28 protein-coding genes and 1 riboswitch are annotated in these 26,555 nt (G+C 67.3%); of the genes, 18 read left to right on the forward strand and 10 right to left on the reverse strand.

What is annotated here, in order from left to right; genetic code table 11:
• The first annotated feature begins 2 nt into the window (after positions 1–2).
• A complete protein-coding gene (locus O6Y00_RS02515; protein ID WP_353441058.1) occupies positions 3–380 on the forward strand; it encodes a hypothetical protein in 378 nt (125 codons plus the stop codon).
• 133 nt (positions 381–513) lie between these two features.
• On the opposite strand, the gene O6Y00_RS02520 is transcribed toward O6Y00_RS02515, so the two are convergent.
• Positions 514–1,623, reverse strand: coding sequence for a DUF3667 domain-containing protein (locus O6Y00_RS02520; RefSeq protein WP_353441059.1), 1,110 nt, complete (start codon positions 1,621–1,623; stop codon positions 514–516).
• A gap of 77 nt (positions 1,624–1,700) precedes the next feature.
• Here O6Y00_RS02520 and O6Y00_RS02525 point away from each other — a divergent pair, with 77 nt between their 5' ends.
• The 12 genes from O6Y00_RS02525 to O6Y00_RS02580 all read left to right on the forward strand — a co-directional run bounded on the left by O6Y00_RS02525 (position 1,701) and on the right by O6Y00_RS02580 (position 10,381).
• Positions 1,701–2,963 (forward strand): glutamate-5-semialdehyde dehydrogenase, encoded by a 1,263-nt coding sequence (locus O6Y00_RS02525; protein WP_353441060.1) that lies wholly within the window; start codon positions 1,701–1,703, stop codon positions 2,961–2,963.
• A gap of 31 nt (positions 2,964–2,994) precedes the next feature.
• Positions 2,995–3,249, forward strand: coding sequence for a hypothetical protein (locus tag O6Y00_RS02530; RefSeq protein ID WP_353441062.1), 255 nt, complete (start codon positions 2,995–2,997; stop codon positions 3,247–3,249).
• Positions 3,246–3,530: a type II toxin-antitoxin system RelE/ParE family toxin gene (locus O6Y00_RS02535; protein WP_353441063.1), complete on the forward strand. Its 285-nt coding sequence runs from the start codon at positions 3,246–3,248 to the stop codon at positions 3,528–3,530. The genes O6Y00_RS02530 and O6Y00_RS02535 overlap by 4 nt, the downstream gene beginning before the upstream one ends.
• The gene (locus O6Y00_RS02540; RefSeq protein WP_353441064.1) at positions 3,527–4,150 is read left to right on the forward strand and encodes a nicotinate-nucleotide adenylyltransferase; all 624 of its coding nucleotides are present in this window, start codon (positions 3,527–3,529) and stop codon (positions 4,148–4,150) included. Before O6Y00_RS02535 ends, O6Y00_RS02540 begins: the two co-directional genes overlap by 4 nt.
• Positions 4,151–4,171: 21 nt before the next feature.
• Positions 4,172–4,579: a ribosome silencing factor gene (rsfS, locus tag O6Y00_RS02545; RefSeq protein WP_131583613.1), complete on the forward strand. Its 408-nt coding sequence runs from the start codon at positions 4,172–4,174 to the stop codon at positions 4,577–4,579.
• A gap of 26 nt (positions 4,580–4,605) precedes the next feature.
• A complete protein-coding gene (locus O6Y00_RS02550; protein ID WP_132895442.1) occupies positions 4,606–5,028 on the forward strand; it encodes a 23S rRNA (pseudouridine(1915)-N(3))-methyltransferase RlmH in 423 nt (140 codons plus the stop codon).
• A 3-nt stretch (positions 5,029–5,031) separates the two neighbouring features.
• Entirely contained in the window at positions 5,032–6,210 is a 1,179-nt protein-coding gene (locus O6Y00_RS02555) for a murein hydrolase activator EnvC family protein (RefSeq protein WP_353441065.1), read from the forward strand.
• A gap of 309 nt (positions 6,211–6,519) precedes the next feature.
• Positions 6,520–7,908 (forward strand): S41 family peptidase, encoded by a 1,389-nt coding sequence (locus O6Y00_RS02560; protein WP_353441066.1) that lies wholly within the window; start codon positions 6,520–6,522, stop codon positions 7,906–7,908.
• A 20-nt stretch (positions 7,909–7,928) separates the two neighbouring features.
• The gene (locus O6Y00_RS02565) at positions 7,929–8,411 is read left to right on the forward strand and encodes a disulfide bond formation protein B (RefSeq protein WP_353441067.1); all 483 of its coding nucleotides are present in this window, start codon (positions 7,929–7,931) and stop codon (positions 8,409–8,411) included.
• Positions 8,408–8,944 carry a demethoxyubiquinone hydroxylase family protein gene (locus O6Y00_RS02570; RefSeq protein ID WP_353441068.1) on the forward strand — a complete coding sequence of 179 codons (537 nt, stop codon included), beginning with the start codon at positions 8,408–8,410 and terminating at the stop codon, positions 8,942–8,944. Before O6Y00_RS02565 ends, O6Y00_RS02570 begins: the two co-directional genes overlap by 4 nt.
• A 31-nt stretch (positions 8,945–8,975) precedes the next feature.
• The gene (locus tag O6Y00_RS02575) at positions 8,976–9,497 is read left to right on the forward strand and encodes a hypothetical protein (protein WP_353441069.1); all 522 of its coding nucleotides are present in this window, start codon (positions 8,976–8,978) and stop codon (positions 9,495–9,497) included.
• A 374-nt stretch (positions 9,498–9,871) separates the two neighbouring features.
• Positions 9,872–10,381: a DUF2306 domain-containing protein gene (locus O6Y00_RS02580; protein WP_353441070.1), complete on the forward strand. Its 510-nt coding sequence runs from the start codon at positions 9,872–9,874 to the stop codon at positions 10,379–10,381.
• 1,280 nt (positions 10,382–11,661) lie between these two features.
• Here the strand turns inward: O6Y00_RS02580 and O6Y00_RS02585 are convergent.
• Positions 11,662–11,976 (reverse strand): hypothetical protein, encoded by a 315-nt coding sequence (locus O6Y00_RS02585; RefSeq protein ID WP_353441071.1) that lies wholly within the window; start codon positions 11,974–11,976, stop codon positions 11,662–11,664.
• Positions 11,977–12,030: 54 nt separating this feature from the next.
• A riboswitch (ZMP/ZTP riboswitch) is annotated at positions 12,031–12,108 on the forward strand.
• Between the two features lie 18 nt (positions 12,109–12,126).
• Between O6Y00_RS02585 and O6Y00_RS02590 the strand changes: the two genes are divergently transcribed.
• A complete protein-coding gene (locus tag O6Y00_RS02590; protein ID WP_353441072.1) occupies positions 12,127–12,828 on the forward strand; it encodes a DJ-1/PfpI family protein in 702 nt (233 codons plus the stop codon).
• Here O6Y00_RS02590 and O6Y00_RS02595 read toward each other — a convergent pair.
• Positions 12,825–13,457, reverse strand: coding sequence for a DedA family protein (locus tag O6Y00_RS02595; RefSeq protein ID WP_277984403.1), 633 nt, complete (start codon positions 13,455–13,457; stop codon positions 12,825–12,827). The genes O6Y00_RS02590 and O6Y00_RS02595 overlap by 4 nt on opposite strands.
• A gap of 81 nt (positions 13,458–13,538) precedes the next feature.
• Here O6Y00_RS02595 and O6Y00_RS02600 point away from each other — a divergent pair, with 81 nt between their 5' ends.
• A complete protein-coding gene (locus tag O6Y00_RS02600) occupies positions 13,539–14,336 on the forward strand; it encodes an aldo/keto reductase (RefSeq protein WP_353441073.1) in 798 nt (265 codons plus the stop codon).
• A 147-nt stretch (positions 14,337–14,483) separates the two neighbouring features.
• Here O6Y00_RS02600 and O6Y00_RS02605 read toward each other — a convergent pair whose 3' ends face one another.
• The 7 genes from O6Y00_RS02605 to O6Y00_RS02635 form a co-directional block, all read right to left on the reverse strand.
• Entirely contained in the window at positions 14,484–15,869 is a 1,386-nt protein-coding gene (locus tag O6Y00_RS02605; protein WP_353441075.1) for a UdgX family uracil-DNA binding protein, read from the reverse strand.
• Positions 15,870–15,903: 34 nt separating this feature from the next.
• The gene (locus O6Y00_RS02610) at positions 15,904–17,148 is read right to left on the reverse strand and encodes a putative DNA modification/repair radical SAM protein (protein ID WP_353441076.1); all 1,245 of its coding nucleotides are present in this window, start codon (positions 17,146–17,148) and stop codon (positions 15,904–15,906) included.
• A gap of 220 nt (positions 17,149–17,368) precedes the next feature.
• Positions 17,369–17,545 (reverse strand): hypothetical protein, encoded by a 177-nt coding sequence (locus tag O6Y00_RS02615; protein ID WP_168371622.1) that lies wholly within the window; start codon positions 17,543–17,545, stop codon positions 17,369–17,371.
• 33 nt (positions 17,546–17,578) lie between these two features.
• Positions 17,579–20,965: a chromosome segregation SMC family protein gene (locus tag O6Y00_RS02620; RefSeq protein ID WP_353441077.1), complete on the reverse strand. Its 3,387-nt coding sequence runs from the start codon at positions 20,963–20,965 to the stop codon at positions 17,579–17,581.
• Positions 20,966–21,248: 283 nt separating this feature from the next.
• Positions 21,249–21,989, reverse strand: a complete 741-nt coding sequence (locus tag O6Y00_RS02625; RefSeq protein ID WP_056051660.1) for a thioredoxin domain-containing protein — start codon at positions 21,987–21,989, stop codon at positions 21,249–21,251.
• Between the two features lie 26 nt (positions 21,990–22,015).
• Complete coding sequence (locus O6Y00_RS02630) at positions 22,016–22,681, reverse strand: thioredoxin domain-containing protein (protein ID WP_107951907.1); 666 nt, start codon at positions 22,679–22,681, stop codon at positions 22,016–22,018.
• On the reverse strand, positions 22,681–23,244 hold the full coding sequence (locus O6Y00_RS02635; protein WP_353441078.1) for a DUF721 domain-containing protein: 564 nt from the start codon (positions 23,242–23,244) through the stop codon (positions 22,681–22,683). The genes O6Y00_RS02630 and O6Y00_RS02635 overlap by 1 nt, the downstream gene beginning before the upstream one ends.
• Before the next feature lie 26 nt (positions 23,245–23,270).
• Here O6Y00_RS02635 and O6Y00_RS02640 point away from each other — a divergent pair, with 26 nt between their 5' ends.
• From O6Y00_RS02640 to nudC, 3 genes are read left to right on the forward strand one after another with little or no spacing between them, the layout of a single operon-like run.
• Complete coding sequence (locus O6Y00_RS02640) at positions 23,271–24,320, forward strand: A/G-specific adenine glycosylase (RefSeq protein ID WP_435368573.1); 1,050 nt, start codon at positions 23,271–23,273, stop codon at positions 24,318–24,320.
• Positions 24,317–25,669 (forward strand): serine hydrolase domain-containing protein, encoded by a 1,353-nt coding sequence (locus tag O6Y00_RS02645; protein ID WP_353441079.1) that lies wholly within the window; start codon positions 24,317–24,319, stop codon positions 25,667–25,669. The genes O6Y00_RS02640 and O6Y00_RS02645 overlap by 4 nt, the downstream gene beginning before the upstream one ends.
• Positions 25,666–26,553 carry an NAD(+) diphosphatase gene (gene nudC / locus O6Y00_RS02650; protein ID WP_353441080.1) on the forward strand — a complete coding sequence of 296 codons (888 nt, stop codon included), beginning with the start codon at positions 25,666–25,668 and terminating at the stop codon, positions 26,551–26,553. Before O6Y00_RS02645 ends, nudC begins: the two co-directional genes overlap by 4 nt.
• The last annotated feature ends 2 nt before the right edge of the window (positions 26,554–26,555 follow it).

Here is a 26,555-nt window from a genome sequence, read left to right on the forward strand (position 1 = left end):
CCATGTCGTATTCGCGTTCCAAGGCTGTAGTCGCAGCGCTGATCATGGTCGGGGTGGCAATGCCGGCAAGCGCGGCGATGACCGTCGGCACCTTCCTGAACCGCGCTAACGCGCTGCGTGACCAAGGCCCGATGGCACTGATGTCCCCTGACCTCCCAGCACTGAAGGCCGAAGCCAAGGCCGCAACCAATCAGTTGAAGGCAGAACGCGCCGCCCGCGCCGCGGCAGGCAAACCACCGATCGCCTGCGTTCCGGAAGGCGAGTCCGTCGGCATCATGGACATGCTCGACGGCCTGAACGAACTCCCCGCCAGCTACCAGAAGCGCCCCCTCAAGGACGGCTACGCCCGCGTCCTGGCGAACCTCTACCCCTGCCGCTGAGGTGTCTGGGGGAGGTTGAGCAGGTCTTCTTTCATCCGTTCGCCCTGAGCGAAGTCGAAGGGCATGCCCCGCACGCAGGTGCTTCGACTTCGCTCAGCACGAACGAGAGTTGGCAGAATCGACCTAGTCGCGATCAGTCCGTCAACCCATGCAGCAACAGCAGCACGATAAACGCCAGCAACACCGTGAACGCGAACGTCAACAGCGCCACCGTTCGCCAAGCCGCCGACCACTTCCGCAACTTATAAGCGCCCCGAAGCTGCGCGAACATGTGGATTGGCGGCACGCATATCGCGGCCATCACGATCCATCCCTCCGCGACGCCGATCACGCCCGCGATGATCAGCGCGATCGTCAGCAGCATCATGAACGCCAGCGAATAGGTCACGAAGATTGCGTGATCGTAGAGGTGATGTTGGCGGCGCCAGAGGAAAAGAAGCGCCATAAACGGCACGGATAATGGAATCAGCCCCCAGCTGTATTTATACGCGCTGGTCTGCAGCTTGTAGAACATCAGGCCCGGATTGCCGTTCGCCTTGGCGATCCCGTGGTCCAGCCGCTTCCAGCCGGTCCTGAAGTCGCCGAGGTCGAAAAGCGTCCCGTTGGCGTCCCCATTCTGCATATCGGCGGCGACCCTCAGTGCACGGACAGTGGTACGCAGCGCGCTCGCCTGCCGATCGAGAGTGGCAAGCTGTTCCCCCGAATATTTGGCGGGTTCACGCTTCGCAACCTCCTGCTGCGCCTCCACTTTGTTCAGCGCGAGGCGAGCCCTGGCGGCCTCGTGTGCATAGTCGGAGGTCTTGCCGGTGCGATCGTCCCGGATGAAGTCCTTCGTCATTTCCCCGCCGACCGCGCCGATCGTCGCGAACATCAGGAAGACGGTGAACAGGAACAGCGCCAGCGGCGACACGAACCGCGCCCGCTCGCCATTGACGTACCGCCGCGTGAGCGCACCCGGATGCAGCACAAGCAGCGGCAAGGTCCGCCAAATCTTGCCTTCGAAATGGAAAACCCCGTGCGCGATCTCATGCCCGATCCCGCCGAGCGAGCGGTGGACATGCGCCGATTGACCGCAGGCATGACAATGCTCGCCCAGTAGCCGCGTCCCGCAATTCAGGCACAGCGCGTCGTCCGGATCGTGGCCGGTATGCGCGCGATGCGCTTCGCCCGCGCCCGGTTCGAACGCGCGCCCGACGATTGTACCCGTGGCGATATCCGCCGCTGCCCCGATATCCCCAGTCATGCGTCCCCCTGCAATATCGGCAGCGTAACGAGTTCGCGACGTTGGCGCGAGAGGCTTCGCATGGTAGCGCGTGCGGCATGGCCGACGCAGAGAATCCGACCGAAATGATCGCCGAAATGGGCGCGCGCGCGCGCGCTGCCGCGCTGGTCTTGGTGGCGATGCCGTCCGAGAGGAAGGCCGCCGCGCTGGTGTTGGCATCGGAGTCGATCCGGGCGGCATCTGCTGAGATCGTTGCGGCCAACGCGGAGGACATGACGCGCGCGGCAGAGGCGGGTCTGTCGGGTGCGCTGCTCGATCGGTTGCGACTGAACGAGGCGCGCGTAGCGGCGATGGCGGACGGCGTAGCGGCGGTGGCGGCGCTCGCCGATCTGGTCGGGCAGGTGATCGACGCCAGCGAGCGTCCGAACGGCCTGAAGCTCTCGCGCGTCCGCGTGCCGATCGGCGTCATCGGCATCATCTACGAAAGCCGCCCGAACGTCACCGCGGACGCCGCAGCGCTGTGTGTGATGGCCGGTAACGCGGCGATCCTGCGCGGCGGATCTGAAGCGGTGAAGAGCAATCGCGCGATCCACGCGGCACTGGTCGCGGGGCTGAAGGCTGGCGGCGTGCCCGTCGACGCGGTGCAACTCGTGCCGACTACCGATCGCGCGGCAGTCGGCGCGATGCTGAAGGCGGACGGCGTGATCGACCTGATCATTCCCCGCGGCGGCAAGAGTCTCGTCGCGCGCGTCCAGGCCGAGGCACGAGTCCCCGTCCTCGCGCATCTCGACGGTATCAACCATGTCTACGTCGACGCCTCCGCAAACCCGGCAATGGCGGCGGCGGTCGTCGTCGATGCGAAGATGCGCCGCACGGGCGTCTGCGGATCGATGGAAACGCTGCTGATCGACCGTGACTACGCAGACGCACCTGCCCTGATCCGAAGACTCGCTGCAACGGGCTGCGAAGTACGCGGCGATGCAAGCGCGCGCTCTCTTGTTCCAGAGATCGCCGCCGCTGCCGCAACCGACTGGGATACCGAATATCTCGACGCAATCGCCTCGGTCGCGATCGTCGACGGCCTCGACGCGGCGATCGCGCACATTGCCCGCCACGGCTCGCACCACACCGACGCGATCGTCACCGAAGACGCCGCCGTTGCCGAACGCTTCCTCACCGCGGTCGATAGTGCGATCGTGTTGTGGAACGCGTCCACCCAGTTCGCCGACGGCGGCGAGTTCGGCCTTGGTGCGGAGATCGGCATAGCCACCGGCCGCCTCCACGCCCGCGGCCCGGTCGCGCTCGAAGGGCTCACCACCTACAAATGGATCGGCCGCGGCACCGGCCAGGTGCGCGGTTGATAAAGAGCGGGCAGAGGCATATTCTCGCTGCATGACAGAGCGTGCTTCGCTGACCCTCGATCTCGACATTGAGTCGCTGGCATCGCTGAAGGCTGCCGCCGCATGGCGTGATATGTCGGTCGACGCTTATGTGAAGTCGGTCGTTGAAACCGCCACGCGAATAGATATCGAACTCGCAGCCTTCGTGCAGGAAGGTATCGACGATATTGATGCCGGCCGCTCCTACACGCAGGAACAGGTCGAAGCGTGGTTTGAGGCGCGTCACCGCGACATAGCGGCCGAGTGACGCGTGCGATCTGGTCCGCCTCGGCGCTCGCGGACCTCGGTGAAGTCGATCGGTATCTTCGAGAGTATTCGGCGGATCATGCGCGACGCGTCGGCGGCATGGCAGTCGCCGCGGTACGTCTGCTGGCTGACAACCCGTATTTGGGGCCAGTCGCCAACGGCGATCTCAGGAAATGGTCGATCCGTGGAACGGAGTATCTGATCCTGTACCGGCCAATGCCTGACGGCGTCGACGTGGTTCGCCTGATGCACACCAAGCAAGACCGGCCCTTCCAAGCTTGACCCACGTTGGCATCCTAGGCGGGTCGTTCAACCCCGCACACCGTGGCCACCGCGGCATCACGTTGGCAGCAATCGACGCGCTCGCGCTCGACGAGGCGTGGTGGCTGGTGTCCCCCGGTAACCCCCTTAAGGACGCCGCCAACGACATGGCGCCGCTCCCCGCGCGCCTCGTCTCGGCGCGACGCATGGCCCGCCGCGCGCCGATCCGCGCGACCGATATCGAGGCGCGGCTGCACACCCGCTACACGCTCGATACGATCCGCAAGCTCAAGCGGCGCTACCCGAAAATCCGGTTCATCTGGCTGATGGGCGCGGACAATCTCGCCGACTTCCACCGGTGGAGAAACTGGCGCCAGATCGCTCGCGAGGTTCCGATTGCGGTAATCGCGCGTCCGGGATATGACGGGCGCGCCCTCGCGGCCCCCGCGATGGGTTGGCTGCGGCGCTTCCAACGGCGCACAGACCATGCGAAGAGCTGGACGACGTGGAGATTGCCGGCCCTCGTGCTGTTGCGCTTCCGACCCGACCCGACCTCCGCAACCGGCCTGCGCGCCGTGAATCCCGACTGGTTCCGGCACGTTGCTGGGCCGCCCGACCGTTCCGGCACGTTGCCGGATTGATACCCTTACCCAGGAGCTGACTTGGCCACTTCCCCTACTGCCCCTCGCGCGACCGACCCCGAAGAGGTTGAGGCGCTGCATCGCCTGATCCTCGCGTCGCTCGACGACGACCAGGCGGTCGAGACCATCTCGATCCCGCTCGCGGGCAAGACCAGCATCGCCGATTACATGGTGATCGCCAGCGGTCGTTCGACCCGCCAGGTCGCCTCGATGGCGCAGAAGCTGGCCGAGCGGATCAAGGCCGAGTTCAAGCGCCCGGTGAAGATCGAGGGGCTCCCCACGGCTGACTGGGTGCTGATCGACGCGACCGACGTCATCGTCCACCTGTTCCGCCCCGAAGTCCGCAGCTTCTACAATCTCGAGCGGATGTGGGCATTCGGCGACGCACCGACGCCGCCACCCGTGCCGACCTTCACCGACGAAGACTAGACCTCGAGGCGGCCCCAGGTCGGATCATGCTGCTCCACATCGTCGCCCGCGGTCGGATCGGGCGTTCGCCCGAGGCGGACCTGGTCGACCGCTATCTGAAGCGGATCGTCTGGCCAACCAAGGTCAGCGAACTCCCCGACACCGGCGGTAAGATCCCGCTCGTCGGCGAGCAGACCAAACGCATCCTGCTCGACGAGAAGGGCGAGACCCTGTCGTCGACGCAGTTCGCGCGACACCTCGAACGCTGGCGCGACGACGGCGTGCGCGAGGCGCGGTTCATGATCGGCGCGGCCGACGGCTTCGACGACGCGGCGCGCGACGAGGCGGACCTGCTATTCTCGTTCGGCCGCGCGACCTGGCCGCATCTGCTCGCGCGCGCCATGCTCGCCGAGCAGCTCTTCCGCGCGACCAGCATCCTTGCCAATCACCCCTATCACCGCGAAGGGTGATGCATGAGAATGGGGAGGGGCCTGGTCGTCGCGGCACTGCTCGCGGTGGCGGGCGGCGTGACCGCGCAGACCAACGACACGGCGGAGGTCGCGAGCGAGCAGGCGCGTCTGGTTGCAGCCAAGCGCGATGCCGCGATCGCCGCGCGTCGCGCTGTGAAACTCGCCGCAGCCGCTACCCAGGAGCGCAACGCCGCCGACAAGGCGCGGCGTGAGGAACAGGCTCTGGCCGCCCGCGTGACGGCCGCCGAAGCTAATCTTGCAACGGCCAGCGCTCGCGTGGCGCTCGTCGACCGTCTCCTGACCGATCAACGCGCCAAGCTCGGTCGCGCGCAAGCCCCCGTCGCCCGGTTGCTCGCCGCGCTGGAATCGCTCGCCCGCCGCCCGACGATCGTCGCGGTTGCGCAGCCGGGTTCGGTCGACGACCTCGTCCACGTCCGCGCCGTCCTCGGCAGCGCGCTCCCCGTCGTCCGCCAGCGGACCGAAGCCGTTCGCACCGAACTTAGCGAGACGCGGCGCCTCCAAGCTAGCGCAACGCTCGCCGCCAAGGCGCTCTCCGATGGCCGCGCGCGCTTGGAAAGCGACCGGCAAGCGCTGGCCAACTTGGAGGCTCGGCACCGTCAGCGCAGCCAGACGCTTGGCCGCGGCGCGCTCAGCGAGTCCGATCGCGCGCTGGCGCTGGGCGAACGCGCGCGCGATCTGGTCGACGGTATGGTGGCCACGACCAACGCAAAGGCGACCGCCGCTTCCCTGATCGCGCTGTCTGGCCCCATCCCGCGCCCGATCGCGCCGGGTACGACGCCGCCCCCGCCCCCGAGCGGCGTGTATCGCGCGCCGGTAGCGGGCAGGCTCCTCACAGGCTTCGACGAGGTTTCGGACTCCGGCGTCCGATCGCGCGGGCTGACCTTTGCCGCCGCCCCCCGCGCGCGCGTCGTCGCGCCCGCTGCAGGGACGATCCGCTACGCCCGTCGTTTCCGCGACTACGGTGTCATCGTCATCATCGACCACGCCGATGGCTGGACGAGCCTCGTTACCGGCCTTGCGGCAACCTCCGCCAAGCCCGGCGACCGTGTCACGATGGGCGCGCCGCTTGGCAACGCCCCCCGCGAAGACCCGCGCATCACCGTCGAACTCCGCCGCCGGGGCCGCCCGGTCGATGTCGCCGCGTTGATAGGATCGCGCTGATCGGCTGATGGAACGGGCGGCCATGCTCCGATCCTTCCCCGCCAGGGGGAGGTGGCTGGCCCTTGCCAGACGGAGGGGGAGGCAAGCGGCAACCGATGTTCCGTGTCCTCCCCCTCCGTCACCTTCGGCGCCACCTCCCCCTTGCGGGGGAGGATCGATGCAATAGGCGATCGTTAACGACCAAGCCCCCAGTCATCCCCCATTAACCCCAACCCGCCTTCACTCCGCGCGCGCGTTGCCGCCGGCGTTCGGCTACGCTACGCCGTCACGACCGTACGACACGTCATTTCTCAGGTTGCAGGACCATCGATGCCTCGTCCTATACTGCGTACCCCGTTCCTTGCCGCGACCGCGATCGTCGGCGCGCTGACGCTGATCCCGCTTGCCACCTCGGCGATGGCGGCGGTCGACACCGACACGTACCGCGAGTTCGACCAGTTCCTCGACGTCTTCAACCGCGTGAAGGCGGAATATGTCGACAAGGTCGATGACAAGACGCTGATCAAGGGCGCGATCCAGGGCATGCTCGCCAGCCTCGATCCGCACTCCAGCTATGTCGACGCGCTCGACTACGAAAACCTGCGGATCATGACCGAAGGCAATTACGGCGGTCTCGGCCTGACGGTGCAGATGGAGGACGGCGCGATCAAGGTCGTCGCCCCGCAGGAAGACTCCCCCGCCGCGCGCGCAGGCGTAAAGTCCGGCGACTACATCACGCATATCGACGGCAAGCTGATCTACGGTGATTCGCTCGACGAAGCGGTCGGCAAGATGCGCGGCAAGCCCGGCAGCAAGATCACATTGGGCCTCGTCCGCCCGGGCCGCGACAAGCCGCTCGACGTGACGATGATGCGCGAGATCATCGTCCAGAAGCCGGTGAAGTGGGAAGTCCGCGGCGACGTCGGCTATATCAACATCAACACCTTCAGCGAGAACACCGGCGCCGACACCCGCGCGGCGATCATGGCGATCGACAAGTCGCTCGGTCACCGCCCGCTCGGCTATGTCGTCGACCTTCGCGAGAATGGCGGCGGCCTGCTGACGCAAGCGATCGAAGTCAGCGACGCGTTCCTCGATCACGGCGAGATCGTCTCGCAGCGTGGCCGCGAGAAGACCGATATCGAGCGCTATTACGCCAAGCCCGGCGACGACGCGCACGGCCTGCCGGTCGTCGTCCTGACCGATCCCGGCACCGCGTCTGCGTCCGAGATCGTCGCCGGCGCGCTGCAGGATCATCACCGCGCGCTGATCATGGGCGAGCGCAGCTTCGGCAAGGGCTCGGTCCAGACCGTGCTTCAGCTCGGCCCGGAGACCGCGCTCCGTCTGACCACCGCGCGCTACTTCACGCCGTCCGGCCGCTCGGTGCAGGAGGGCGGAATCGAGCCCGACATCAAGGTGCCGCAGCTCACCGATCCCGACTACAAGTCGCGGCCGGTGTTTCGCGAGGCCGACCTGCGCAAGCATCTGATCAACGAGGTGAAGGCCGACAACGCGGTGCTCGAGGAGGATACCAAGACGGACCCCCGTTTCTCGCAGACCCCCGACCAGTTGAAGAAACAGGGGATCGACGACTTCCAGCTCTACTACGCGCTGAAGACCGTCGCGCGCCTCGGCGGGGCAACGCAGGTCGCCGCCGCGACCAAGCCGCGCCCGATCAAGCCCGATCCCACTGACGCCACCAAGGCGCCCACCAAGTGAGCGTGCGTCGGGGACTTGGCATGACCAAGAACGAAGAGATCGCGCGCGCCATCGCGCTGCTGCTGCCGGCATTCCTGCTGCTCGGCGCACTCGGCTCGCAATATCTCGGCGGGCTGTACCCGTGCGAGATGTGCCACTGGCAGCGCTGGCCGCACTATGCCGCGGTGCTCGTCGCCGGCGCGACGTTCCTGGTCCCGGGTCGCTCGCTACGCGCCACGCTGGTCATCATCGCCGGGTTGCTGATCGGCCTCAGTGGGCTGATCGGCGTTGCGCACGCGGGTGTCGAATATCACTGGTGGAACGGGTTCACCGCCTGCACCACGACCGTCTCGATGGCCGGCACCACCGCCGCCGAGCGGCTCGCGGCGATCATGAACGCGCCGATGGTGCGCTGCGATTCGCCACAGTGGAAACTGCTCGGGATTTCGCTTGCCGGGTTCAACGCGATCTTTTCCCTCGTCGGTGCGTTCACCATATTCGCACTCATGAGGAAGACGAGATGAGCGGCTGGAAGCCAGGAGACGCCAAGCGGGCGACGGACTCGATGATCCGCGTCGACCAGGCCGGCGAATACGGCGCGATCCGTATCTATGCGGGCCAGCTTGCCGTGCTTGGCGATTGTCACCCGGCGTCGCGCTCGATCCATCACATGGCGCAGCAGGAGGAACGCCACCGCGCGTTTTTCGACCGGATGATCGTCGAGCGCCGCGTGCGGCCGACGGTGCTGCAGCCGATCTGGAAAGTCGCCGGCTTCGCGCTCGGTGCGGTCACCGCGGCGATCAGCCCGCGGGCTGCGATGGCGTGCACCGCCGCGGTCGAGACCGAGATCGACAAGCATTACGAGGAACAGCTCGTTCAGCTTGGCGCCAGCGACCCCGCGCTATCGGCCGCAATCCTGGATTTTCAGGCCGAGGAACTCGAACACAAGGCCACTGCGATCGCTGCAGGGGCCGAGGAGACGCCGGGTTACCCGGTGCTGAGCGCCGTGATCCGGTTCGGTTGCAAGGTCGCTATCGCCACGGCGAAGCGGATATAACGAGCGTACCAAGCGCGTGGGAGTGATGCGTATGAAGATGCTTTTTGCGACGGCGCTGCTCGTCGCCGGACCCGCGGTCGCTCAGATGGCGAAGCCGATGTCGACTCCGAACACCGGCCCAACACTCGCGCAGTTGCCCGTCAAGGCGCCGGCGCAAGTGCCAGCGTTGCCGGGTGCGATCGCCAAGCCCAAGCCGGTCGAAGCGCCACCACAGGTGTCGCGCAATGCGCCGATCAATGGCGTGCTGACGCTGTTCGGCAACGAGCGCTGCCCGACCAACCAGAACGGCGAGGAAATCGTCGTCTGCGTCCGCCGCAGCGCGCAGGAGCAATACCGCGTCCCCAAGGAACTCCGCGAGTTTGTCGTGACCCCCGAGAACGCCAGCTGGGCGACCAAAGCGCAGGGCACGCTCGACGCCGGCTCCGGAGTGAACACGATCGGCAGCTGTTCGACCGTCGGCGCCGGCGGCGCTACCGGCTGCTTCGGCCAGCGCGTCCGCGAGTCGCGTCTCGAGAACAAGACCCGCGCCGCGGAAGTCCCCGTTCTCCCGTAAAACTAAAACCGCCCCTCCTTCCCCCTCCCTGGAAGAGAGAGGTAGGGGGTGGGTCGGCGTCCCCAAGCGCGAACCCACGCGACTAAAACAACGCGGCCCACCCCCAGCCCCTCCCTTCCAGGGATGGGAGCGCATAGCGGTCGTGGCCCGCCGCTCGCCGAAATCCATGGGATACGCCATTAAGGAAGATGCCCCGCTACTCACCCCCCCCCGGCGAATGCTGGGGCCTAGTTGGGCGGCGGTAATCATCGAATGCCGCGTTTCGTTATGCCAACCTTTCCAACTCGGCCCCGGCCTCCGCTGGAGAGGGCGCTCTAGCTCTCCCACCTGCGGTCCCCTAGCGTCACCGCCAAACAGGGGCACGGGCAAACGCAATGACATTCGCACGCGGCCGACGCAAAACACGCCTGAGGCCTATCCGCGCCGACGGCTACGAAAAGCTCCTCGCCTATGCTGCCATTCTCCTACTCATTGCCGTCCTGACCGCGCTGATCCGCGGCCGCCCGCATTGGCCCGAGGTTCCGAGCATCGTCTGGATACACCTCGCCACCATCCTCGTCGCGCTGGCGCTCACGCCCATCATGCTTCTGCGCACCCGCGGCGACCGCCCGCACCGCGCGCTCGGTACGATCTGGGTCGTCGCCATGCTCGCCACCGCGCTGGCCTCGTTCGGCATCCGCACGAGCGGCGGCGGGTTCGGGATCATCCACATCCTGTCGGTCTGGACGCTGATCCAGGTGCCGATCATCTGGTGGTCGGCGCGCACGCACGAGCTGGCGCGCCACCGGAGCGCGGTCCGCGGCATGGTCACCGGCGCGCTGCTGATCGCAGGGATCTTTACCTTCCCGTTCGGCCGCATGCTCGGCACCTGGCTGTTTGCCTGAGCCACGTCACCGGCCGCTGTCCTCCACCGATCGTTCGTGAGATGACGCACCCATGATGTCGAACGCTTCCCTCACGACGGCCCGTCGCCCCCCCTGTTGCGGTGACGGCGCCGTAACTGGACTATCCGGGCCAGCGTCTGCACTTTGTGCACTTCGCTCCGATCGCGTGCCTCCACGGTATGCATTGGCGGGTGTTCGATGACCTTCGACAGGCCCGCGACAAAGGCCGATCGCAAGACGCAGATCGTGCTGTTTCTGCTCGTCTGGTTCTCCTGCGCCTGGTTCGGCTCGTGGGAAATGAACCCCAACCAGGCAACGCGGCTTTATGCGGCGCTGTCGCTGGTCGAGGAGCACGACGCGACGATCGACGACTATGCCGATGCCACGATCGACAAGGCGGTGTTCGGCGGCCATATCTATCTCGACAAGGCGCCGGGCATGACGCTGATGGCGATGCCGGCGGTGGCGGTGGCCGACGCGATGACCGGCCAGACTGCGGCGGGTCAGGCGGCAACCGGACTTTCGAAGACGATATACGATCCCGCCTTCGCGCAGTTCATGCGACTCCGCACGCGGCTTGCGGTCGCGACAGGGCCCGCCCTGCTCACCGCGCTTGCCGCGATACTGCTTTACGATCTTGCGCTGGGGCTGACCGCGAGCCGCGGCGCCGCGCTGTTCGCAGCGCTTGGCTATGCCCTCGGCACGCCCGCCTGGGGCTGGTCGACGACCTTGCTCGGCCACGCACCGGTGGCGGCGCTCTATATCGTTGCGATCTGGGCGATCTGGCGCGGAACGATCGGCGACGTGACGCGCCCGCGCCTTGCCGCCGTCGCCGGGTTCGCACTCGGCTGGGCGGTCGTGATCGAGCACCAGGCGGTGATCGCCGGCGGCATCATTGGACTATGGGCGCTCTGGCGGATCCGCCACCGTGCCGATCGCTGGCGCCTCATCCGCAGCGCACTGGCGGCCGGCAGCGTCGCGCTGTTGTTGCTCGCCGCCTACAACATAATCGCGTTCGGCACCCCGTTTCGCGTTGGCTATCAGGGCGTGGTCGGGTTCGAGGGCATGGATCGTGGGCTGTTCGGCCTCGTGACGCCCAGCCTGTCGATCTTGCGCAAGATCGTCTTCGGGTTCGATCGCGGCATGATCTGGGTCGCGCCGATCCTCGTGCTTGCGCCGTTCGGCCTGTTCCTGCTCGCCGAACGGAGATCGACGCGGGGCGTGGCGGTGATGGCAGCGGGGGTCGTCCTCGCGGTGCTGCTAGTCAATGCCGCCTATGTCTATTGGGATGGCGGCAATTCCACGGGCCCGCGCCATGCGATGCCGCTGGTCGGCGCGCTGGCGATCGGCCTGGCGCCGGTCTGGGCGATCTGCCGGCCGATCGCCGCGCGGGTCGCACTAGCCGTGGTTCTGCTGGCATCGATCGCGCTCAACGCCGCGATCGCCGCCGCGGAAATTTTCGCGCCGCCCGCATTCCATTTCCCGATCTGGACCGCGGTGCTGCAGCCGCGCTTTTTTCGCGGTGATCTGCGGACGATCGGCAGCGAATATTGGGGATTGTCGCCGTGGCAGGGGTTTGCGGTGTGGGTGACCATAGCCCTGCCGACGTTGGCGTGGCTTGCCTACCGCGCGCACCGTGCCTACCCTGACGCGGTTCGCGTGACTGGCGCCGAGTGGATCACCACAGGGGAGCGCGAACCGATATGCCGCGCGCCTGGGCAGCCCTCGTAACCGGAGCGCCTGCCATGTCCGATCCCCTGCGCATCGCCTTCCTGCTGTTCCCGAACGTGACCCAGCTCGACCTGACCGGACCCGCGCAGGTATTGTCGCGGCTCGGTAACGCCCGGCTCGATCTCGTCTGGAAGACGCTCGACCCGGTGGTGACCGATGCCGGTTTCTCGATCCTGCCGACCGCGACGTTCGCCGAACTGTCGTACGCCGACATCCTTTGCGTCCCCGGCGGCTTCGGCATCAACGATGTGATCGCCGACGATGAGGTCATGGCCTGGGTAAAGGCGGTCGGAGCCGAAGCGACCTGGGTAACGAGCGTCTGCACCGGATCGCTGATCCTCGGTGCGGCGGGCTTGCTCGAAGGGTATCGCGCAGGGTGCCACTGGGCGCAGCGCGAGATGCTGCCGCTGTTCGGCGCGATCCCGGTCGATGCGCGCACCGTGGTCGATCGCAACCGCGTAACGGGCGGCGGCGTCACCGCAGGGATCGACTTCGCTCTGACGCTGACCGCGATGATCCGCGGCGAGGCACATGCGAAGGCGGTCCAGCTCAGCCTGGAATATGATCCCGCACCGCCGTTCGACTGCGGCTCACCCGAGAAGGCCGACGCGGACATCCTCGAGGCGGTGAAGCGGCGAACGGCGCAGCTTGTGCCAACGCGCGACGCCGACCTGCGCGCGCTGGCGAAACGCCGAGGCTACCCCAGAGAGGCTTAAGGGTGGCGCTTCAGCCCGCGCACCCGGTGCCAGATGTAGAAGCCGACCAGCGCGATCAGGACGACCCCGATCAGCAGGTCGGCGCTGTGGAAGGCGGCCTTCACGCGCGGATCGCTGTCCCACTTGTCGCCGAGCTTCATGCCAACCCAGGCGAGTCCGAAGCACCACGGCCACGATCCGACGAACGTGTAGACATGGAACGGCACCAGCTTCATCCGCGCGACGCCGGCGGGAAAGGCTATGAACGAGCGGATCACCGGCAGCAGTCGCCCGATCAGCACTGCCATCGAGCCCCAGCGGGCGAAGAACCGGTCTGCGGCATCGAGCTCCCCCGGCCCGATCAGCAAATACTTGCCCCAGCGTTCGGCCATCGGGCGTCCGCCACGCTTGCCGATCTCGTACGCGACGATCGAGCCGAGGTTGCAGCCGATCGCGCCAGCGGTGGCGGCGAGATACAGGTCGAACCGCCCGGTCGAGACGAGATAGCCGGCGAACGGCATGATGATCTCGGACGGCAGCGGGATGCACGCGCTCTCGATCGCCATGAGCAGCGCGATGCCGACATAGCCACCCGACGAGATGACGCCGATCGTGAAGGTGGCCAGCACGGCCAGGATCTTTTCGAACATGGATCGGTCGATTGCGCGAACCGGGCGACGAAGGAAAGCGCTAAAATCGGAACCGGCACGCGCTTCGTTCGCTGGTGCGGCATGACAGATCTCACACTCAACGACGGCCGCACCATGCCACAGCTCGGCATGGGCACATGGCAGATCCCCGACAGCCAGGCCGCGGCGATCGTCCGCTCCGGGCTCGATATCGGCTTCAGGTTGGTCGACACTGCCGCCATCTACGACAACGAGCGCGGTGTCGGCGACGGCTACAAGGGCTCCAACGCGTTCCTGACGACCAAGCTCTGGAACGACCGACAGGGCGACGCCGAAGCGGCGATGGACGAGAGCCTCGCGCTGCTCGGTGTTGAGTCGGTCGACCTGTACCTCATGCACTGGCCGGTGCCGAAGCAGGACAAGTATGTCGACGCGTGGAAGGCGATGATCGCGCTGCGCGATGCTGGGAAGGCGAAATCGATCGGCGTGTCGAACTTTTTGCCCCAGCATATCGACGCGATCGTGGCGGCGACCGGCGTGACGCCGGCGGTCAACCAGATCGAACTCCATCCGAACTTCCAGCAGCGCGAACAGCGCGCGTATCACGAGGCACACGGCATCGTGACGCAGAGCTGGAGCCCGTTGGGGCAGGGTAAGACGCTGCTGCAGGACGGCGCGATCGTCCGGATCGCTGACAAGCATGGGCGAAGTGCGGCGCAGGTTATCTTGGCGTGGCATCTTGCGAACGGCTTCTCGGTAATCCCGAAGGCTTCGGATGCTGAGCATCTGGCCGACAATTTTGAGTCGTTAGACCTGACGCTTGATAACGAGGACATGACCGCGATCGAAGCGCTCGACGATCCTGCTGGCCGCCTGGGACCAGAACCGAACGCGATGTGAGTAGCGGAGATGCCGCTCTAACTTGCTCCGTCATCCTGACGAAAGTCAGGACCCAGGGTTACGAGGATAGCTCTTGCGGCTCTGGGTCCTGACGTTCGTCAGGATGACGGGCGGGGGACATTCAAATTGCGACGATGCCGACAAAGCTTAGTCGGTCCGCCCGCCTATGACCCGTAGATCCTCGACGAACCGCGCATATTCTTCAGCAGCCAGCACCGGATCCGGCAATCTAAGCAAATAGCTTGGATGCACCGTAATCCACGCCTCGCCGCCGTCGGGCAATTGCAGCGCCCGTCCACGCTCCCGGCCGATCGTCATCACCTTGCCGAACAGCGACCGTGCCGCCGTCGCACCCAGCGCCACCGTCACCTTCGGCTTGATCAGCATCTGCTCCTGCTCGATCCACCAGCGGCAGGCGTCGACCTCGCCGGCGCCGGGCTTGGCGTGGATGCGTCGTTTGCCGCGTTGTTCGAACTTGAAGTGCTTCACCGCGTTGGTGACGTACGCACGCGATCGGTCGACGCCGGCTTCCGCCATCGCCTTGTCGAACATCTGGCCGGCGGGGCCGACGAATGGGCGGCCGGCGATATCCTCCTGGTCGCCCGGCTGCTCGCCGACGAACATCAGCGGCGCGTCGACCGGGCCTTCGCCGAACACGGTTTGCGTCGCGGGCTTGTAGAGCGGGCAGCGGGTGCAACCGGCGGCCTCGTCGCGCAGCGCTTCCCATGCGATCAGGCTGTTGCCGCCAACGTTGTCGCGCGCTTTCGCAATCATCCCACTTTCTCTCGCTTGCGCCGCTGCTAGCAGGCCCGGGACCAGCGCGGTTTCGGGCATGTTCTTCCAGTATTTCTTTGGCATCTCCTTCAGCATCGCGCCGATCTTCACCCGCGCCGGGTTGAAGATGCTGGCGTAATAGGTCTTCCAGACTTCCTCGGTCGGGTCGCCGTCGGGGGCGTCGGCCTTGCTCGCGCCGGGGCCTTCGCTGAGCGCCTTGCCGTCCCAGTGGATCGAGACTTCGGGCGTCAGGATCGACCAGCGCATGCTGGCGAAGCGGTTGACGAAGAATGCGGCGTTGGCGCGGACGATGTGGTGGTCGGGCTCGAACCACGCGACGAAGCGCGTCGTGCCGTCCTCCTCGACCTCGCGGAAGCGGAGGAAGGCGCGCATCTTGTGGATGTCGCGGCGGACGTCCTTGGCGATCCTGTCGAGGCGGCGGACGAGCGGATCGGCGCGGTCCTCGATCAGTTTCGGTTCGCGGCGGAGACGCGCGAGCAGCGTGTAGAGCAGGGCGAACCGTTCGGGATCGCTGCCGAGGATGGCGCTGCGGGCTAGGTCTATGAAAGCGCGGGGGACGGAGAACGCGCCTGGGGGCGGGGCGGGGGCGGGGTCCGCTACGATTGCGAACAGGTCGACGGGTTCGTCGCCAACTTGCCAGACGACGTCGTCGGGGGGGACGTCCTCGGTAATCAGGCCACGCGCGGCGTCGCGCCAGCCGTCGAAGTCGTCGGGTTCGGAAAGGGTTACGACCCGCATAATCCTCCCCGTGCCGGGGAGGAATGCGTCGGCGTCACGCGAACATTTCCATTTGCTTGGGTTTTGGGGCGACGATGGGGCGGAGTTCGGCCTTGTCCGCTAGCGTCACGGGGCGCCAGTCTTCGGCGATGATGAAGGGGCGGAGCTTGGCGACCGACACGGTCAGCCGGGCGATGTCGGCGAGGTGCAGGCGGCGCCAGCGGCGGCTGGTGAGGATGCCGTTGACTGCTTTCACGCCGAGTCCGGGGACGCGGAGGAGCATTTCGCGGGGGGCGCGGTTGACGTCTACCGGGAAAGATCCGCGGAATTTGAGCGCCCAAGCGAGCTTGGGGTCGATGTCGAGCGGGAGCATCCCGGTGGCGTCGTCGGCGGCGGCAACCACCTCGTGAGGCTGGAATTCGTAGAAGCGCATCAACCAGTCGGACTGGTACAGACGGTGCTCGCGCATCAAGGGTGGGCGTTGCAGCGGTAGCACGGCGCTCGCATCGGGGATGGGGCTGAACGCGGAATAATAGACGCGGCGCAGGCCGAAGCGGTCGTACAGGGTCGACGCCTTCCGGACGATGTCGCCGTCGGTCGCCGCGTCTGCGCCGACGATCATCTGCGTCGACTGGCCGGCAGGGGCGTAGCGAGGCGCCGACTTGTACTTGGCCTTGGCGTCCTTGCCGTCGATGATCGAGGCTTTCACCTCCGCCATTGCGGTCTCGATGCGGACGCCGTCCTTTTCCGGGGCAAGGCGCTTCAGGCCGTTCGCGGTCGGGAGCTCGACGTTGATCGAGACGCGGTCCGCGTACAGCCCGGCCTGGTGGACGAGTTCGGGATCGGCGTCGGGGATCGTCTTGAGGTGGATGTAGCCGCGAAAATGATGGTCCTCGCGCAACGACCGCGCGACCTCGACCATCTGCTCCATCGTGTAGTTCGACGACGCGATGATGCCCGAGGAGAGGAACAGGCCCTCGATATAATTGCGCTTGTAGAAGGCGATGGTGAGATCGACGACTTCCTTCGCCGTGAAGCGGGCGCGGCGGACGTTCGAGCTCTTGCGGTTGATGCAGTAATGGCAGTCGAAGATGCAGCTGTTGGTCAGCAGGATCTTCAGCAGCGAGATGCAGCGGCCGTCGGGCGCATAGGCGTGGCAGATGCCCATGCCTTCGGTCGAGCCGAGCCCCTTGCCGTCCTTCGAATTGCGCTTGGTCGTCCCCGACGACGCGCAGGACGCATCGTATTTGGCCGCATCGGCGAGGATCTCGAGCTTTTCACGGGTGTCGAGTTGGGCCATCCGTTCGTCTTACGTTCCGCGAAAAGGGGTGTCGAGTGATGGAGATCAACTTGTTGCTATGTCGCTGATGCGGGGCGGTTCTCGGTCGTGGCGGCAGAGTGAAGTATAGAAAGTGCAGACGCTGGGAGCGTTTTCGTGAGGGCAGTTTCGTGGGTAGGAAAATCTGGCGATCGAGGCGTCGGAACGCTGTCAGGATCGGGGCGTGTAGGACAGCGATCAGTCAGTCGAACACGTAGCGGATCAGGTCGACCATGCCGCCGAGGCTCACGGGGAGGAGCAGCAACAGGAAGAGATAGACGAAGATCAGGCGGGTCAGCGCTTTCTCGTGCCGATACACGGGCTTGCGTGGAGGCAGGTCCTCCTTGCGTGGCCAGATGCTGGATTCGTCGAGGAACATCGACGTTCAACGTCGCGAGCGGGGATTGTCTCCCTACGCGGTTGCAATGAGTCCGGTCGCGGCTTGCAGATCGACCGAGACGAGGCGGCTGACACCGCGTTCGATCATCGTCACGCCGAACAGGCGGTGCATGCGGCTCATCGTGACGGCGTTGTGCGTGACGACGAGGTAGCGCGTGTCGGTGTCGCGCGACATGCGGTCGAGCAGGTCGCAGAAGCGCTCGATATTGGCGTCGTCGAGCGGCGCGTCGACCTCGTCGAGGACGCAGATCGGCGCGGGATTGGTGAGGAACAGGCCGAAGATCAGCGCGACCGCGGTCAGCGCCTGTTCGCCGCCGGATAGCAGGGTGAGCGATTGGAGGCGTTTGCCGGGTGGCTGCGCCATGATCTCTAGTCCAGCTTCGAGCGGGTCGTCGGAATCGATCAGTTCGAGGTGCGCGGCGCCGCCGTCGAAGAGCGTGGTGAAAAGGCGCTGGAAATGGCCGTTCACCGCCTCGAACGCGGCGAGCAGGCGCTGGCGGCCTTCGCGGTTGAGCGTGCCGATCGAGCCGCGCAGGCGGTTGACCGCTTGGCCGAGTTCGTCGCGCTCGACCGCGTTGCCGCGCGCGAAATCTTCCAGTTCGGCGAGTTCGGTTTCGGCGACGAGGTTGACTGGGCCGATCCGCTCGCGATCGGTGGTGAGGCGGTCGTGCGTGGTGGACTCCTCGGCTGGCGCGCGGACGTCTGCGACCGCGAAGCCGAGGCGTTCGGGGAGGACGGGAGCGGGGCATTGGAAGCGCTCGCCCGAGAGGCGTCCGAGATCGAGGCGGCGCGCTTCGTGGTTTTCGACGCGGGCGATCGCGCCGGCACGGGCTTCGCGGGCGACGGCGAGCGCTTCGGTGGCGGCGCGGTGGGCGTCGTCGGCGGTGCGGGCGGCGGTCTCCGCGGCGCGTTCGGTGGCGAGGAGCGCGTCGGCGGTTGTGCGCGCGTCCTGGTGTTCGGCGCCGAGCGTCTCGATTTCAGGGTCGAGGGCGGCGGGGCGAGCGGCGATCGCAGCCAGGTCGGTGCCGAGCGTGGTTTCGCGCGAGTCCATGGCGGCGATGCGCTTGGCGGCTTCACCGGCGCGCGCACGCCAGCTTCGGGTGTCGGCCTGGGCGGCGGACAGGCGTTCGCGGTGCGTGGCGATGCTGCGGTCGAGCGTGGTGCGATCGGCGCGGGCCTGCGCGACGGCGGCGCGGGCATTTTCGGCGTCGTATTGGAGCGTGGCGACCTGGCGCGCGTTGGCGGTGCCGTCGGGGACGGCTGCCATCGCGGCTTCGGCGCGGGTGCGGTCGGCGTGCGCGTCGGCGACGTCGTCGGCGATACGGTGCGCACGGACGTCGAGGTCGGCGCGCTGGGTGGCGAGGCGTTCGAGCGCGGCGGCGGCGCGGTCCTCCTGGCGGAGGGCGTCGCGCGCGGCGGTTTCGGCGCGTTGCAGGGCGGCGCGGGCGGTTTGCGACTGGCCTCTAGCCTGGGCGATCCGCTCGTCGATCGCGGCGCGGGTTCGTTCGGCGTCGTCCAGCGCCTTCGCTGCGGCGGGGCGGGCGGCTTGGAGTGCGGCGAGGCGGTTGCGGCGGACGAGGCGTTCGGCGGCGGCCGCGCCGGTGCCGGTTGCGGTGAAGCCGTCCCAGCGGCGGAGTTGGCCGTCTCGCGTGACGATGCGCTGGCCGACGGCGAGGTGTTGCTGGCCGTCGGTGTCCACGACGAAGATTTGCGCGAGCCTGCGGGCGAGGGCGGGGGGCGCATCGACATGCTTTGCCAGCGGTTCGGCACCGGCGGGCGCGGCGGGGTCGTCTTCGCGGGGTTCGGCGCCTGCCCATGCGTCGAGGCCAGTGTCGAGATCGTCGCCGAGCGCTGCGGCGAGCGCGCGCTCGTAGCCGGCGCTGGCGGAGACGTGGTCGAGCAGCCTGTCGCGACCGCTGCGCTGCGTCGCCTTGGTGAGCGCGGTCACTTCGCCGTCGATCGCGGCGAGGTCTGCGCGGGCGGTGGCGCGGGTGGTTTCGACGGCGTCTTGCGCACTGGTCGCGGCGGCTTCGTCGGTGTCTGCCTGGGTGATGGCCTGGCGAGCGGACTCTGCGGCGGCGGTCGCGGTGCGCCGGGTTTCGGCGGCGGTCTCGCGTTCTGCGGCTAGCGGCGTCGGGTCTCCGAGGGCGCGGAGGGCGGCGGCGATCTGCGCGGCATCGCGGTCGGCGCGGTCGGCGCGCGTGCGGGCGGCGGCCAGGGCTGCGCTGGCGACGCGGACTTCGGCGGCGTCGCGGGCTTGCGTGGCGAGCGCCTGGGCGAGGGAGACTTCGGCGTCTCGGGCTTTGCGTTCGGTGTCGGCGAGTGCGGCGTCGAGATCGGGGATCGCGGCGGTGGCATTGGCGATCGCGGTGTCGAGCGCCCTGGCCTCGTTGGCGAGGCGGGCGAGCGCGGCGGCGGCGTCGCTGGCGAGCGATCCTTCGCGGGCGCGGTCGTCGGTGATGCGGGCGCGGGCGTCGGTGAGGTCGGCGATCCTGCGCTCGACGCTGGCCTTCTCGGTCTTGAGCGCGGCGAGGCGGTGGGCGAGATCGCCGACCAGGTCGCGCGCGGCGAGCGCTGCGGTGCGGGCAGTGGCGACGGCTTCGATCGCGCGATGCTGGTTGGCGGCGGCTGCGCGTTCGGCTTCGGTGGTGGCGTGGACGCGGGTTTCGGTAGCGGCGGCTTCGGCTTTGGCGGCATCGGCTGCGGTGGCGGCTTCGCGCCAGCGGGCGAACAATGTGCGTGCTTCGGCGACGCGGATCTGTGCGGAGATGAGGCGGTAGCGTTCGGCGGCGCGGGCCTGGCGCTTCAGCGTGGCGGCGCGCGCGTCCTGGTCGGCAATGATCTCGTCGAGCTTGGCGAGATTGGCTTCGGTGGCGCGGAGTTTGCCCTCGGCGTCTTTCCGCCGGACGTGGAGGCCGGCGATCCCGGCGGCTTCCTCGAGCATCGCGCGGCGGTCGGCAGGCTTGGCGGCGATGACCGCGCCGATCTTGCCTTGGCTGACGAGGGCGGGCGAGTGCGCGCCGGTGGCGGCGTCGGCAAACAACAGCCCGACGTCCTTAGCGCGAACGTCGCGGCCGTCGATCCGGTAGGCGGAGCCGGCGCCGCGTTCGATGCGGCGGACGATCTCGCGTTCGTCACCGGCTATTTCCGCAAGGATCGAGACTTCGGCGAAGTCGCGCGGCGGGCGGGTCGCGGTGCCGGCGAAGATGACGTCCTCCATGCCGGCGCCGCGCAGGGACTTGGCGCTGGCCTCGCCCATCGTCCAGCGGAGCGCCTCGAGGAGGTTGGATTTACCGCAGCCATTGGGGCCGACGACGCCGGTGAGACCGGGTTCGATGCGGAGATCGGCGGGGTCGACGAAGCTCTTGAAGCCGGTGATGCGGAGGCGCTTGATCTGCATTCTTGCGCCCCCCGACGACTGATGTTGCTGTTATCCCGAACTGAAAAGCTTGTGTCTCCGCGAAGGCGGGGACCCAGACTGGGCTCCCGCCTTCGCGGGAGAACAAGAAAGAGCTGCCGCCAGCCCAAACTCCACCTCCCCGGCGGAGGCCGGGGCCCAGTTGGAAAGGTGGCAGTAACGGAACGCAGCGCTGATCAGCGACGTCCCCCAACTGGGCCCCGGCCTCCGCCGGGGTGGTGCGATGGGTTAGGTTGCCGTCTACCTTCTTAAGAGGCGGCCGCGCTTACGCCCCAGCGGCCTTCAGCGCCTTCTCCATCTGGTCCCAGCTCACGACCTGATCGAGCTTCTTGTCGTTGATCAGGAAGGTCGGCGTGCCCGTGACCGTGCCGGCCTGCATCGCATTCTCGGTCGGCTTGGCCATCACTTCGAGCTGCTTCTGATCCGCGAGGCATGCGCGTGCCTTGGCTTCCGGGATCCCGCGCTGCTTGACGAAATCGATCGCGCCCATCTGCTCGGCGAGCTTGGTCGCGACGACCGTCGGCGGCTGGTTGGCAAGCGCCTTCTGCTGGTCGGGGGTCATCGCCTGGAGCTTGTCGAGGAAGGCGATCTGGTTGCCGTACATCTGCTCGAGGATCGGGAAGAACGGCGCGACGCCGCCGCACTGGCCGAGCAGGGTCAGCGCCACGTCGGGGGCGCCGTGGACAAGGAAGTCGCGGAATTCGAAGCTGACCTTCCCGGTCGAGACGTATTTTTCGGTCAGCGGCTTGTACGCCTCGCGACCGAACGCGCCGCAGGTCGGGCACGAGCGCGCGCCGTATTCGACGAGCTTGATCGGCGCGTTCGGGTTGCCCATCAGGTAACCCTCGGGGGTCTTCACGACCGTCTCGGTCCAGTTCTGGCCGGCGGGGGCTGCGGCGGCCGCAACCGGCGCGGCGGCGGGCTGGTCGACGTTGCCGGTCGAATCGTTCTTCGAGCAGGCGGCGAGCGCGAGCGGCAGGACGGCGAGCGTGGTCAGGAACTTCATCGGGTTACTCCAGTGGATCACGTGAATTAACGAGCGCCTGCCTTGCGGAGCGCGGGTTCGAGCTGTTCCCAGCCGACATGCGGGACGAGTCTGCCGTTGAGGTAGAAGGTCGGCGTGGAGTCGATCTCCTTCGGCGCGTCGGCGGTCAGTTTGACGATGCGGTCGATCTCGGGCTGGTTGGCGAAGCACGCGTTGATCGCCGCATCCGAGAGCCCGCGCGCCTTGACGAATGCGGTCAGGCCGGAGCCGTCGGCGTTGGCGCGGATCTGGGCCGCCGCCGGGTACATGTTCAGGCGCGCGGCGTTGCCCTGCTGATACTCGATCCCGCGCTCCAGCCATTGCGGTTGCGCGGCGAAGATCGCCGACGAGGTGGCGGAGAAGCCTTTCGGGCCGGTGCAGCGGGCGAGGATCGCTGCCGCCAGATCGAGCCGGTCGCGGATGAAACTGCGGACTTCGAGGCTGGTCGAGCCCGACGCGATCATCTGGCGCTTCAGCACGGGTTCGGACTTCACCGAGAAGTCGGCGCAGTGCGAGCAGGTGTAGCTGGCGTATTCGACCAGTTTCACGCGCGCGGCGGGGTTGCCGATCAGGTAGGCGCCCGAGGGGAGGATACGCGCGGTTTGCGACCAGTCGCGCTTCGGCGCGGCACCGGTCAGCAGGAAGAGGGCGAAGACGGCAAGGAGGACGCGCATCAGTTGATCCTGGGAAGGCCGTGCGTCGAGGCGACGCCGGCGGCGAGGGATTCGAGGACGGCGCGCAGTTCCGGATCGGCGATGCCCTTCAGGCTCATACCGAGATCGACGGGCACCGGGCGCAATGAAGGCGGCGCCTTGCGTGGGACGGGCGCGGCGACCTCGCCCTGCCGGATCGCGACCTTCACGATCGCGGCGTAGCCGAAGAAGCGGTTCACGCGCTCGATGATCTCGGGCGCGATGTGCTGCATCATCGGGGCGTGCGCGCCGCGGACGGTAAGGGTTAGGACGCCGTCCTGTTTCTTGCCGACCGGGAAGCGGATCGATTCGGGAATGCTGGCCCCTGCCAGTTTTGCGCCGACGATCTCGGGCCAGCGGCTGACGATCGACGACTGGACGAAGCCGAATCGCCGGAATGCCGCGCCGCCGATCGCGGGCAACAGTTCGGCGACCGCGCGTGAGCGGTTCTCGCGCGGGGCGTCTGGGTCGGTCCTGCCTTTAATGCGCTTCGTCGCCGGCTTGGGCGTCGCGGGTTTAGGCAGAGAAACGGGCGGCTTGCTCATCCGCAATCCCATGCCATAGGCGACGCGTGAACGCCAAGCGCTCTTCGGTCTCCGGGGCCCTGCTAGACTGGTATGACGCGCATCGCCGCGACCTGCCGTGGCGCGCCAAGCCGGGCGAGGTGGTCGATCCGTACCGGGTCTGGCTGTCCGAGGTGATGTTGCAGCAGACGACGGTGGCGGCGGTGACGCCGCGGTTCCTGGCGTGGACCGCGCGGTGGCCGGATTTCGCGAGTCTGGCGGCGGCTGAGGATGCCGATGTGATGGCGGCTTGGGCGGGGCTTGGGTATTACGCTCGGGCGCGCAATCTGGTGAAGGCGGCGAAGGCCGTGGTCGCTGAGCATGGCGGCGTGTTTCCGCGGACCGAGATGGAGCTGCGCGCTTTGCCCGGGCTCGGCGCTTATACGGCGGCGGCGGTGGCGGCGATCGCGTTTGGCGAGCGCGCGGTGGTGGTCGATGCGAATGTCGAGCGGGTGGTCGCGCGGTTGTTTGCGATTCAGACGCCTTTGCCGGCGGCGCGGCCTGCGATTCGGGTGGCGGCGGATTCGATCACGCCGGATGCTCAGGCGGGGGATTTCGCGCAGGCGATGATGGATCTGGGGTCGGGGATCTGCACGTCGCGCGCGCCGAAATGCCTGCTGTGTCCGATCCGCGCGGTTTGCGAAGGCTTCAAGCAGGGCGCGCCGGAGCGGTTGCCGGTGAAGGCGAAGAAGGCGGCTAAGCCTCAGCGGTACGGGACGATCTTCTGGCTGGAGCGCGATGGGCAGGTGTTGCTGGTGCGGCGGCCGGACAAGGGTTTGCTGGGCGGGATGCGGGCGTTTCCGACCGGGCTTTGGGGTGATGTTGCGCCCGGTTTCGAGGATGCACCGGCGCAGGCGGACTGGCGGATGCTGGACGTCACCGTCGCGCACGGATTTACGCATTTCGATCTGCAACTGACGCTTGCGGTGGCGACGGTCGAGGCGCATCAACCGCGCGTTCCAACGGCAAGCGAATGGTGGCCGATCGACGAGCTGGATACCGCCGGGCTCCCGACCGTTTTCGCCAAGGCCGGCAAGACCATACGGAGAGCTGCATGAAATTGGTGCACTGGATTTCGACGGGCGGACTTGCCGCGCTGGCAGCCGCCACGGCTTATGCCCAGCAGGCGCAGCCGCGTCCGCAGGTCAGCGCGCAGGCTCGGCCGACGCCGCGGATGACGATCCCGGTCAACGCGCTGCTGCCTGCCACGTCCGCGCTGTTCGACAGCTATGTCGCGCAGAACAAGATGCCGGGGATCGTCGGTGCGTTCGGGGCTGGCGACGGTCCGACGTTGTTTCCGTCGGCGGGCAAGATCAGCGACGACCCCAATGCTCCGGCGGCAGGCCCCGATTCGCTGTGGCGCGTCTATTCGATGTCCAAGCCGATCACCGGGATGTCGGCGATGATGCTGGTCGAGGACGGCAAGCTCAACCTCGACGATCCGGTTAGCAAATATATCCCGGCGTTCAAGGACATGAAGGTCGCGACCAGCCCCGACACGTCGCTCGCCACGCGGCCGGCGACGCGGCCTATCACGATCCGCAACCTGCTGACGCATACCGCCGGGCTCGGCTACACGATCGTCACCAAGGGGCCGCTGCTCAAGGAATATGAGCGGCTCGGCATCCTGCCGCTGTCGGTCAGCGCGGCGATGGAAGAGAAGATGCGGCCCGTCCGGCCGAAGTCGCTGGAGGAGTTCGCCAACCGTGTCGCGAAGCTGCCGCTGATCGCGGACCCTGGCACCAAGTGGAGCTATTCGATCGGGCTCGACGTGATGGGTCGCGTGATCGAGGTCGCGAGCGGCATGAGCTTCGAGCGGTTCGTGCAGACGCGACTGTTCGATCCGCTCAAGATGAAGTCGAGCTTCTGGCAGGTGCCGCAGAGCGAGGTCGGGCGGCTGGCGACCAACTATGCGTTTGTCGGCGACACGCGGACGCCGCTCGATCCGGCGGCGACGTCGGTGTTCCTGCAGAAGCCGAGCTTTCCGTATGGCGGTGCCGGTCTCGTGATGTCGGCGCGTGACTACGACCGGTTCCTCCACATGATCCAGGACGGCGGCACGCTTGATGGCGTGCGCGTGATGAAGCCCGAGACGATCGCACTGGCGACGTCAAACCTGTTGCCGGCGGGTGTGACCTATGGCGGCGTGAGCGGCGGTACCGGTGGTACGAAGGGCAGCAACATGGGCTTCGGCGCGGGCGGATCGGTGGTGCTGGCCACTACGCCGAACGGGCCGGGCAAGGGCACCTATGCCTGGGGCGGCGCGGCGGGCACGATCGCGTGGGTCGATCCGCTCAAGCGGTCCCGCGGCAACGTGATGGTCAATTACTTCCCCGCGGACCGCATTCCGCTGCGGGAGCAGGTGGTCGCGGCATTGATTCAGGATGCGGCGAGGTTGCGCCGATGAGCGTGATCGAGGCACCTGGGTTTACCGGTGGGACGCTCGACCGGTCCGATGCGCTGCGGCACGATCCAGAGGGGCTGGCGGCGGCGCAGCGCGACTGGCGTGCGCGGTTGCTGGTGCTCGATGGGCTGCTGCCCGGCACGACCGACGACGGGCATCTCGCCTGGACGTCGATGGCGGACATGCCGGACGATTCCGAGCCGATCCTGCTCGGGCTCGACGAGAGCGGGCGGCCGCATTTCGCGGCGCTGCTGAACGGAATGCGCGTCGACAATGCGCCGGCGATGCGCTCGCCTGCGCTGATGGCGGTGCTGGCGGCGCTCGCTCCGGGCGAGGCGGCGACCTATGCGGCGGCGCGGAGTGTGATCGACTGGCATGTCCGGCATGGTTTCTGCGCGAAATGCGGTTCGCCGACCGAGATGTTCCGGGCGGGGTGGGCGCGGAAATGTCCGAACTGCGGGACCGAGCATTTCCCGCGGGTCGATCCGGTGGTCATCATGATCGCCGAGCATGACGGGCGTGCGCTGCTCGGGCGCGGCAAAGGGTGGCCGCCGGGGCGGTATTCGGCGCTTGCCGGTTTCGTCGAGCCGGCCGAGTCGATCGAGGAGGCGGTCGCGCGCGAGATCCTCGAGGAGTCGGGCGTGCGGGTCGGCAAGGTGCGCTATGTCGCGAGCCAGCCCTGGCCGTTTCCGTCTTCGCTGATGATGGCGTGCGTCGCGGAGGCGGAGGACGATGCGATCACGCTTGACGTGAACGAACTCGAGGATGCGATGTGGGTGCCGCGTGAGATGGTGCGCGCGGTGTTGCGCGGGGAGGAGGGGCCGTTTGTGGCGCCGCCGCCTTATGCGATTGCGTATACGCTGTTGAAAGAATGGGCGGGGGAGTAGGT

The organism is Sphingomonas faeni, from assembly GCF_040407565.1.
Taxonomy (GTDB): domain Bacteria; phylum Pseudomonadota; class Alphaproteobacteria; order Sphingomonadales; family Sphingomonadaceae; genus Sphingomonas; species Sphingomonas faeni_F.

Bases quoted from the DNA above. Each gene is read 5' to 3' on its own strand.
- O6Y00_RS02635 (WP_353441078.1), bottom strand. From the start codon at position 23,244: ATGAGCAAGCCGCCCGTTTCTCTGCCTAAACCCGCGACGCCCAAGCCG.
- O6Y00_RS02590 (WP_353441072.1), top strand. From the start codon at position 12,127: ATGTCCGATCCCCTGCGCATCGCCTTCCTGCTGTTCCCGAACGTGACC.
- O6Y00_RS02645 (WP_353441079.1), top strand. From the start codon at position 24,317: ATGAAATTGGTGCACTGGATTTCGACGGGCGGACTTGCCGCGCTGGCA.
- O6Y00_RS02585 (WP_353441071.1), bottom strand. From the start codon at position 11,976: ATGGTCACCCACACCGCAAACCCCTGCCACGGCGACAATCCCCAATAT.
- O6Y00_RS02530 (WP_353441062.1), top strand. From the start codon at position 2,995: ATGACAGAGCGTGCTTCGCTGACCCTCGATCTCGACATTGAGTCGCTG.
- O6Y00_RS02550 (WP_132895442.1), top strand. From the start codon at position 4,606: ATGCTGCTCCACATCGTCGCCCGCGGTCGGATCGGGCGTTCGCCCGAG.
- O6Y00_RS02615 (WP_168371622.1), bottom strand. From the start codon at position 17,545: ATGTTCCTCGACGAATCCAGCATCTGGCCACGCAAGGAGGACCTGCCT.
- O6Y00_RS02515 (WP_353441058.1), top strand. From the start codon at position 3: ATGTCGTATTCGCGTTCCAAGGCTGTAGTCGCAGCGCTGATCATGGTC.
- O6Y00_RS02630 (WP_107951907.1), bottom strand. From the start codon at position 22,681: ATGCGCGTCCTCCTTGCCGTCTTCGCCCTCTTCCTGCTGACCGGTGCC.
- O6Y00_RS02525 (WP_353441060.1), top strand. From the start codon at position 1,701: ATGGCCGACGCAGAGAATCCGACCGAAATGATCGCCGAAATGGGCGCG.
- O6Y00_RS02570 (WP_353441068.1), top strand. From the start codon at position 8,408: ATGAGCGGCTGGAAGCCAGGAGACGCCAAGCGGGCGACGGACTCGATG.
- O6Y00_RS02605 (WP_353441075.1), bottom strand. From the start codon at position 15,869: ATGCGGGTCGTAACCCTTTCCGAACCCGACGACTTCGACGGCTGGCGC.
- O6Y00_RS02520 (WP_353441059.1), bottom strand. From the start codon at position 1,623: ATGACTGGGGATATCGGGGCAGCGGCGGATATCGCCACGGGTACAATC.
- O6Y00_RS02610 (WP_353441076.1), bottom strand. From the start codon at position 17,148: ATGGCCCAACTCGACACCCGTGAAAAGCTCGAGATCCTCGCCGATGCG.
- O6Y00_RS02565 (WP_353441067.1), top strand. From the start codon at position 7,929: ATGACCAAGAACGAAGAGATCGCGCGCGCCATCGCGCTGCTGCTGCCG.
- O6Y00_RS02575 (WP_353441069.1), top strand. From the start codon at position 8,976: ATGAAGATGCTTTTTGCGACGGCGCTGCTCGTCGCCGGACCCGCGGTC.
- nudC (WP_353441080.1), top strand. From the start codon at position 25,666: ATGAGCGTGATCGAGGCACCTGGGTTTACCGGTGGGACGCTCGACCGG.
- O6Y00_RS02580 (WP_353441070.1), top strand. From the start codon at position 9,872: ATGACATTCGCACGCGGCCGACGCAAAACACGCCTGAGGCCTATCCGC.
- O6Y00_RS02560 (WP_353441066.1), top strand. From the start codon at position 6,520: ATGCCTCGTCCTATACTGCGTACCCCGTTCCTTGCCGCGACCGCGATC.
- O6Y00_RS02595 (WP_277984403.1), bottom strand. From the start codon at position 13,457: ATGTTCGAAAAGATCCTGGCCGTGCTGGCCACCTTCACGATCGGCGTC.
- O6Y00_RS02620 (WP_353441077.1), bottom strand. From the start codon at position 20,965: ATGCAGATCAAGCGCCTCCGCATCACCGGCTTCAAGAGCTTCGTCGAC.
- O6Y00_RS02600 (WP_353441073.1), top strand. From the start codon at position 13,539: ATGACAGATCTCACACTCAACGACGGCCGCACCATGCCACAGCTCGGC.
- O6Y00_RS02555 (WP_353441065.1), top strand. From the start codon at position 5,032: ATGAGAATGGGGAGGGGCCTGGTCGTCGCGGCACTGCTCGCGGTGGCG.
- O6Y00_RS02625 (WP_056051660.1), bottom strand. From the start codon at position 21,989: ATGAAGTTCCTGACCACGCTCGCCGTCCTGCCGCTCGCGCTCGCCGCC.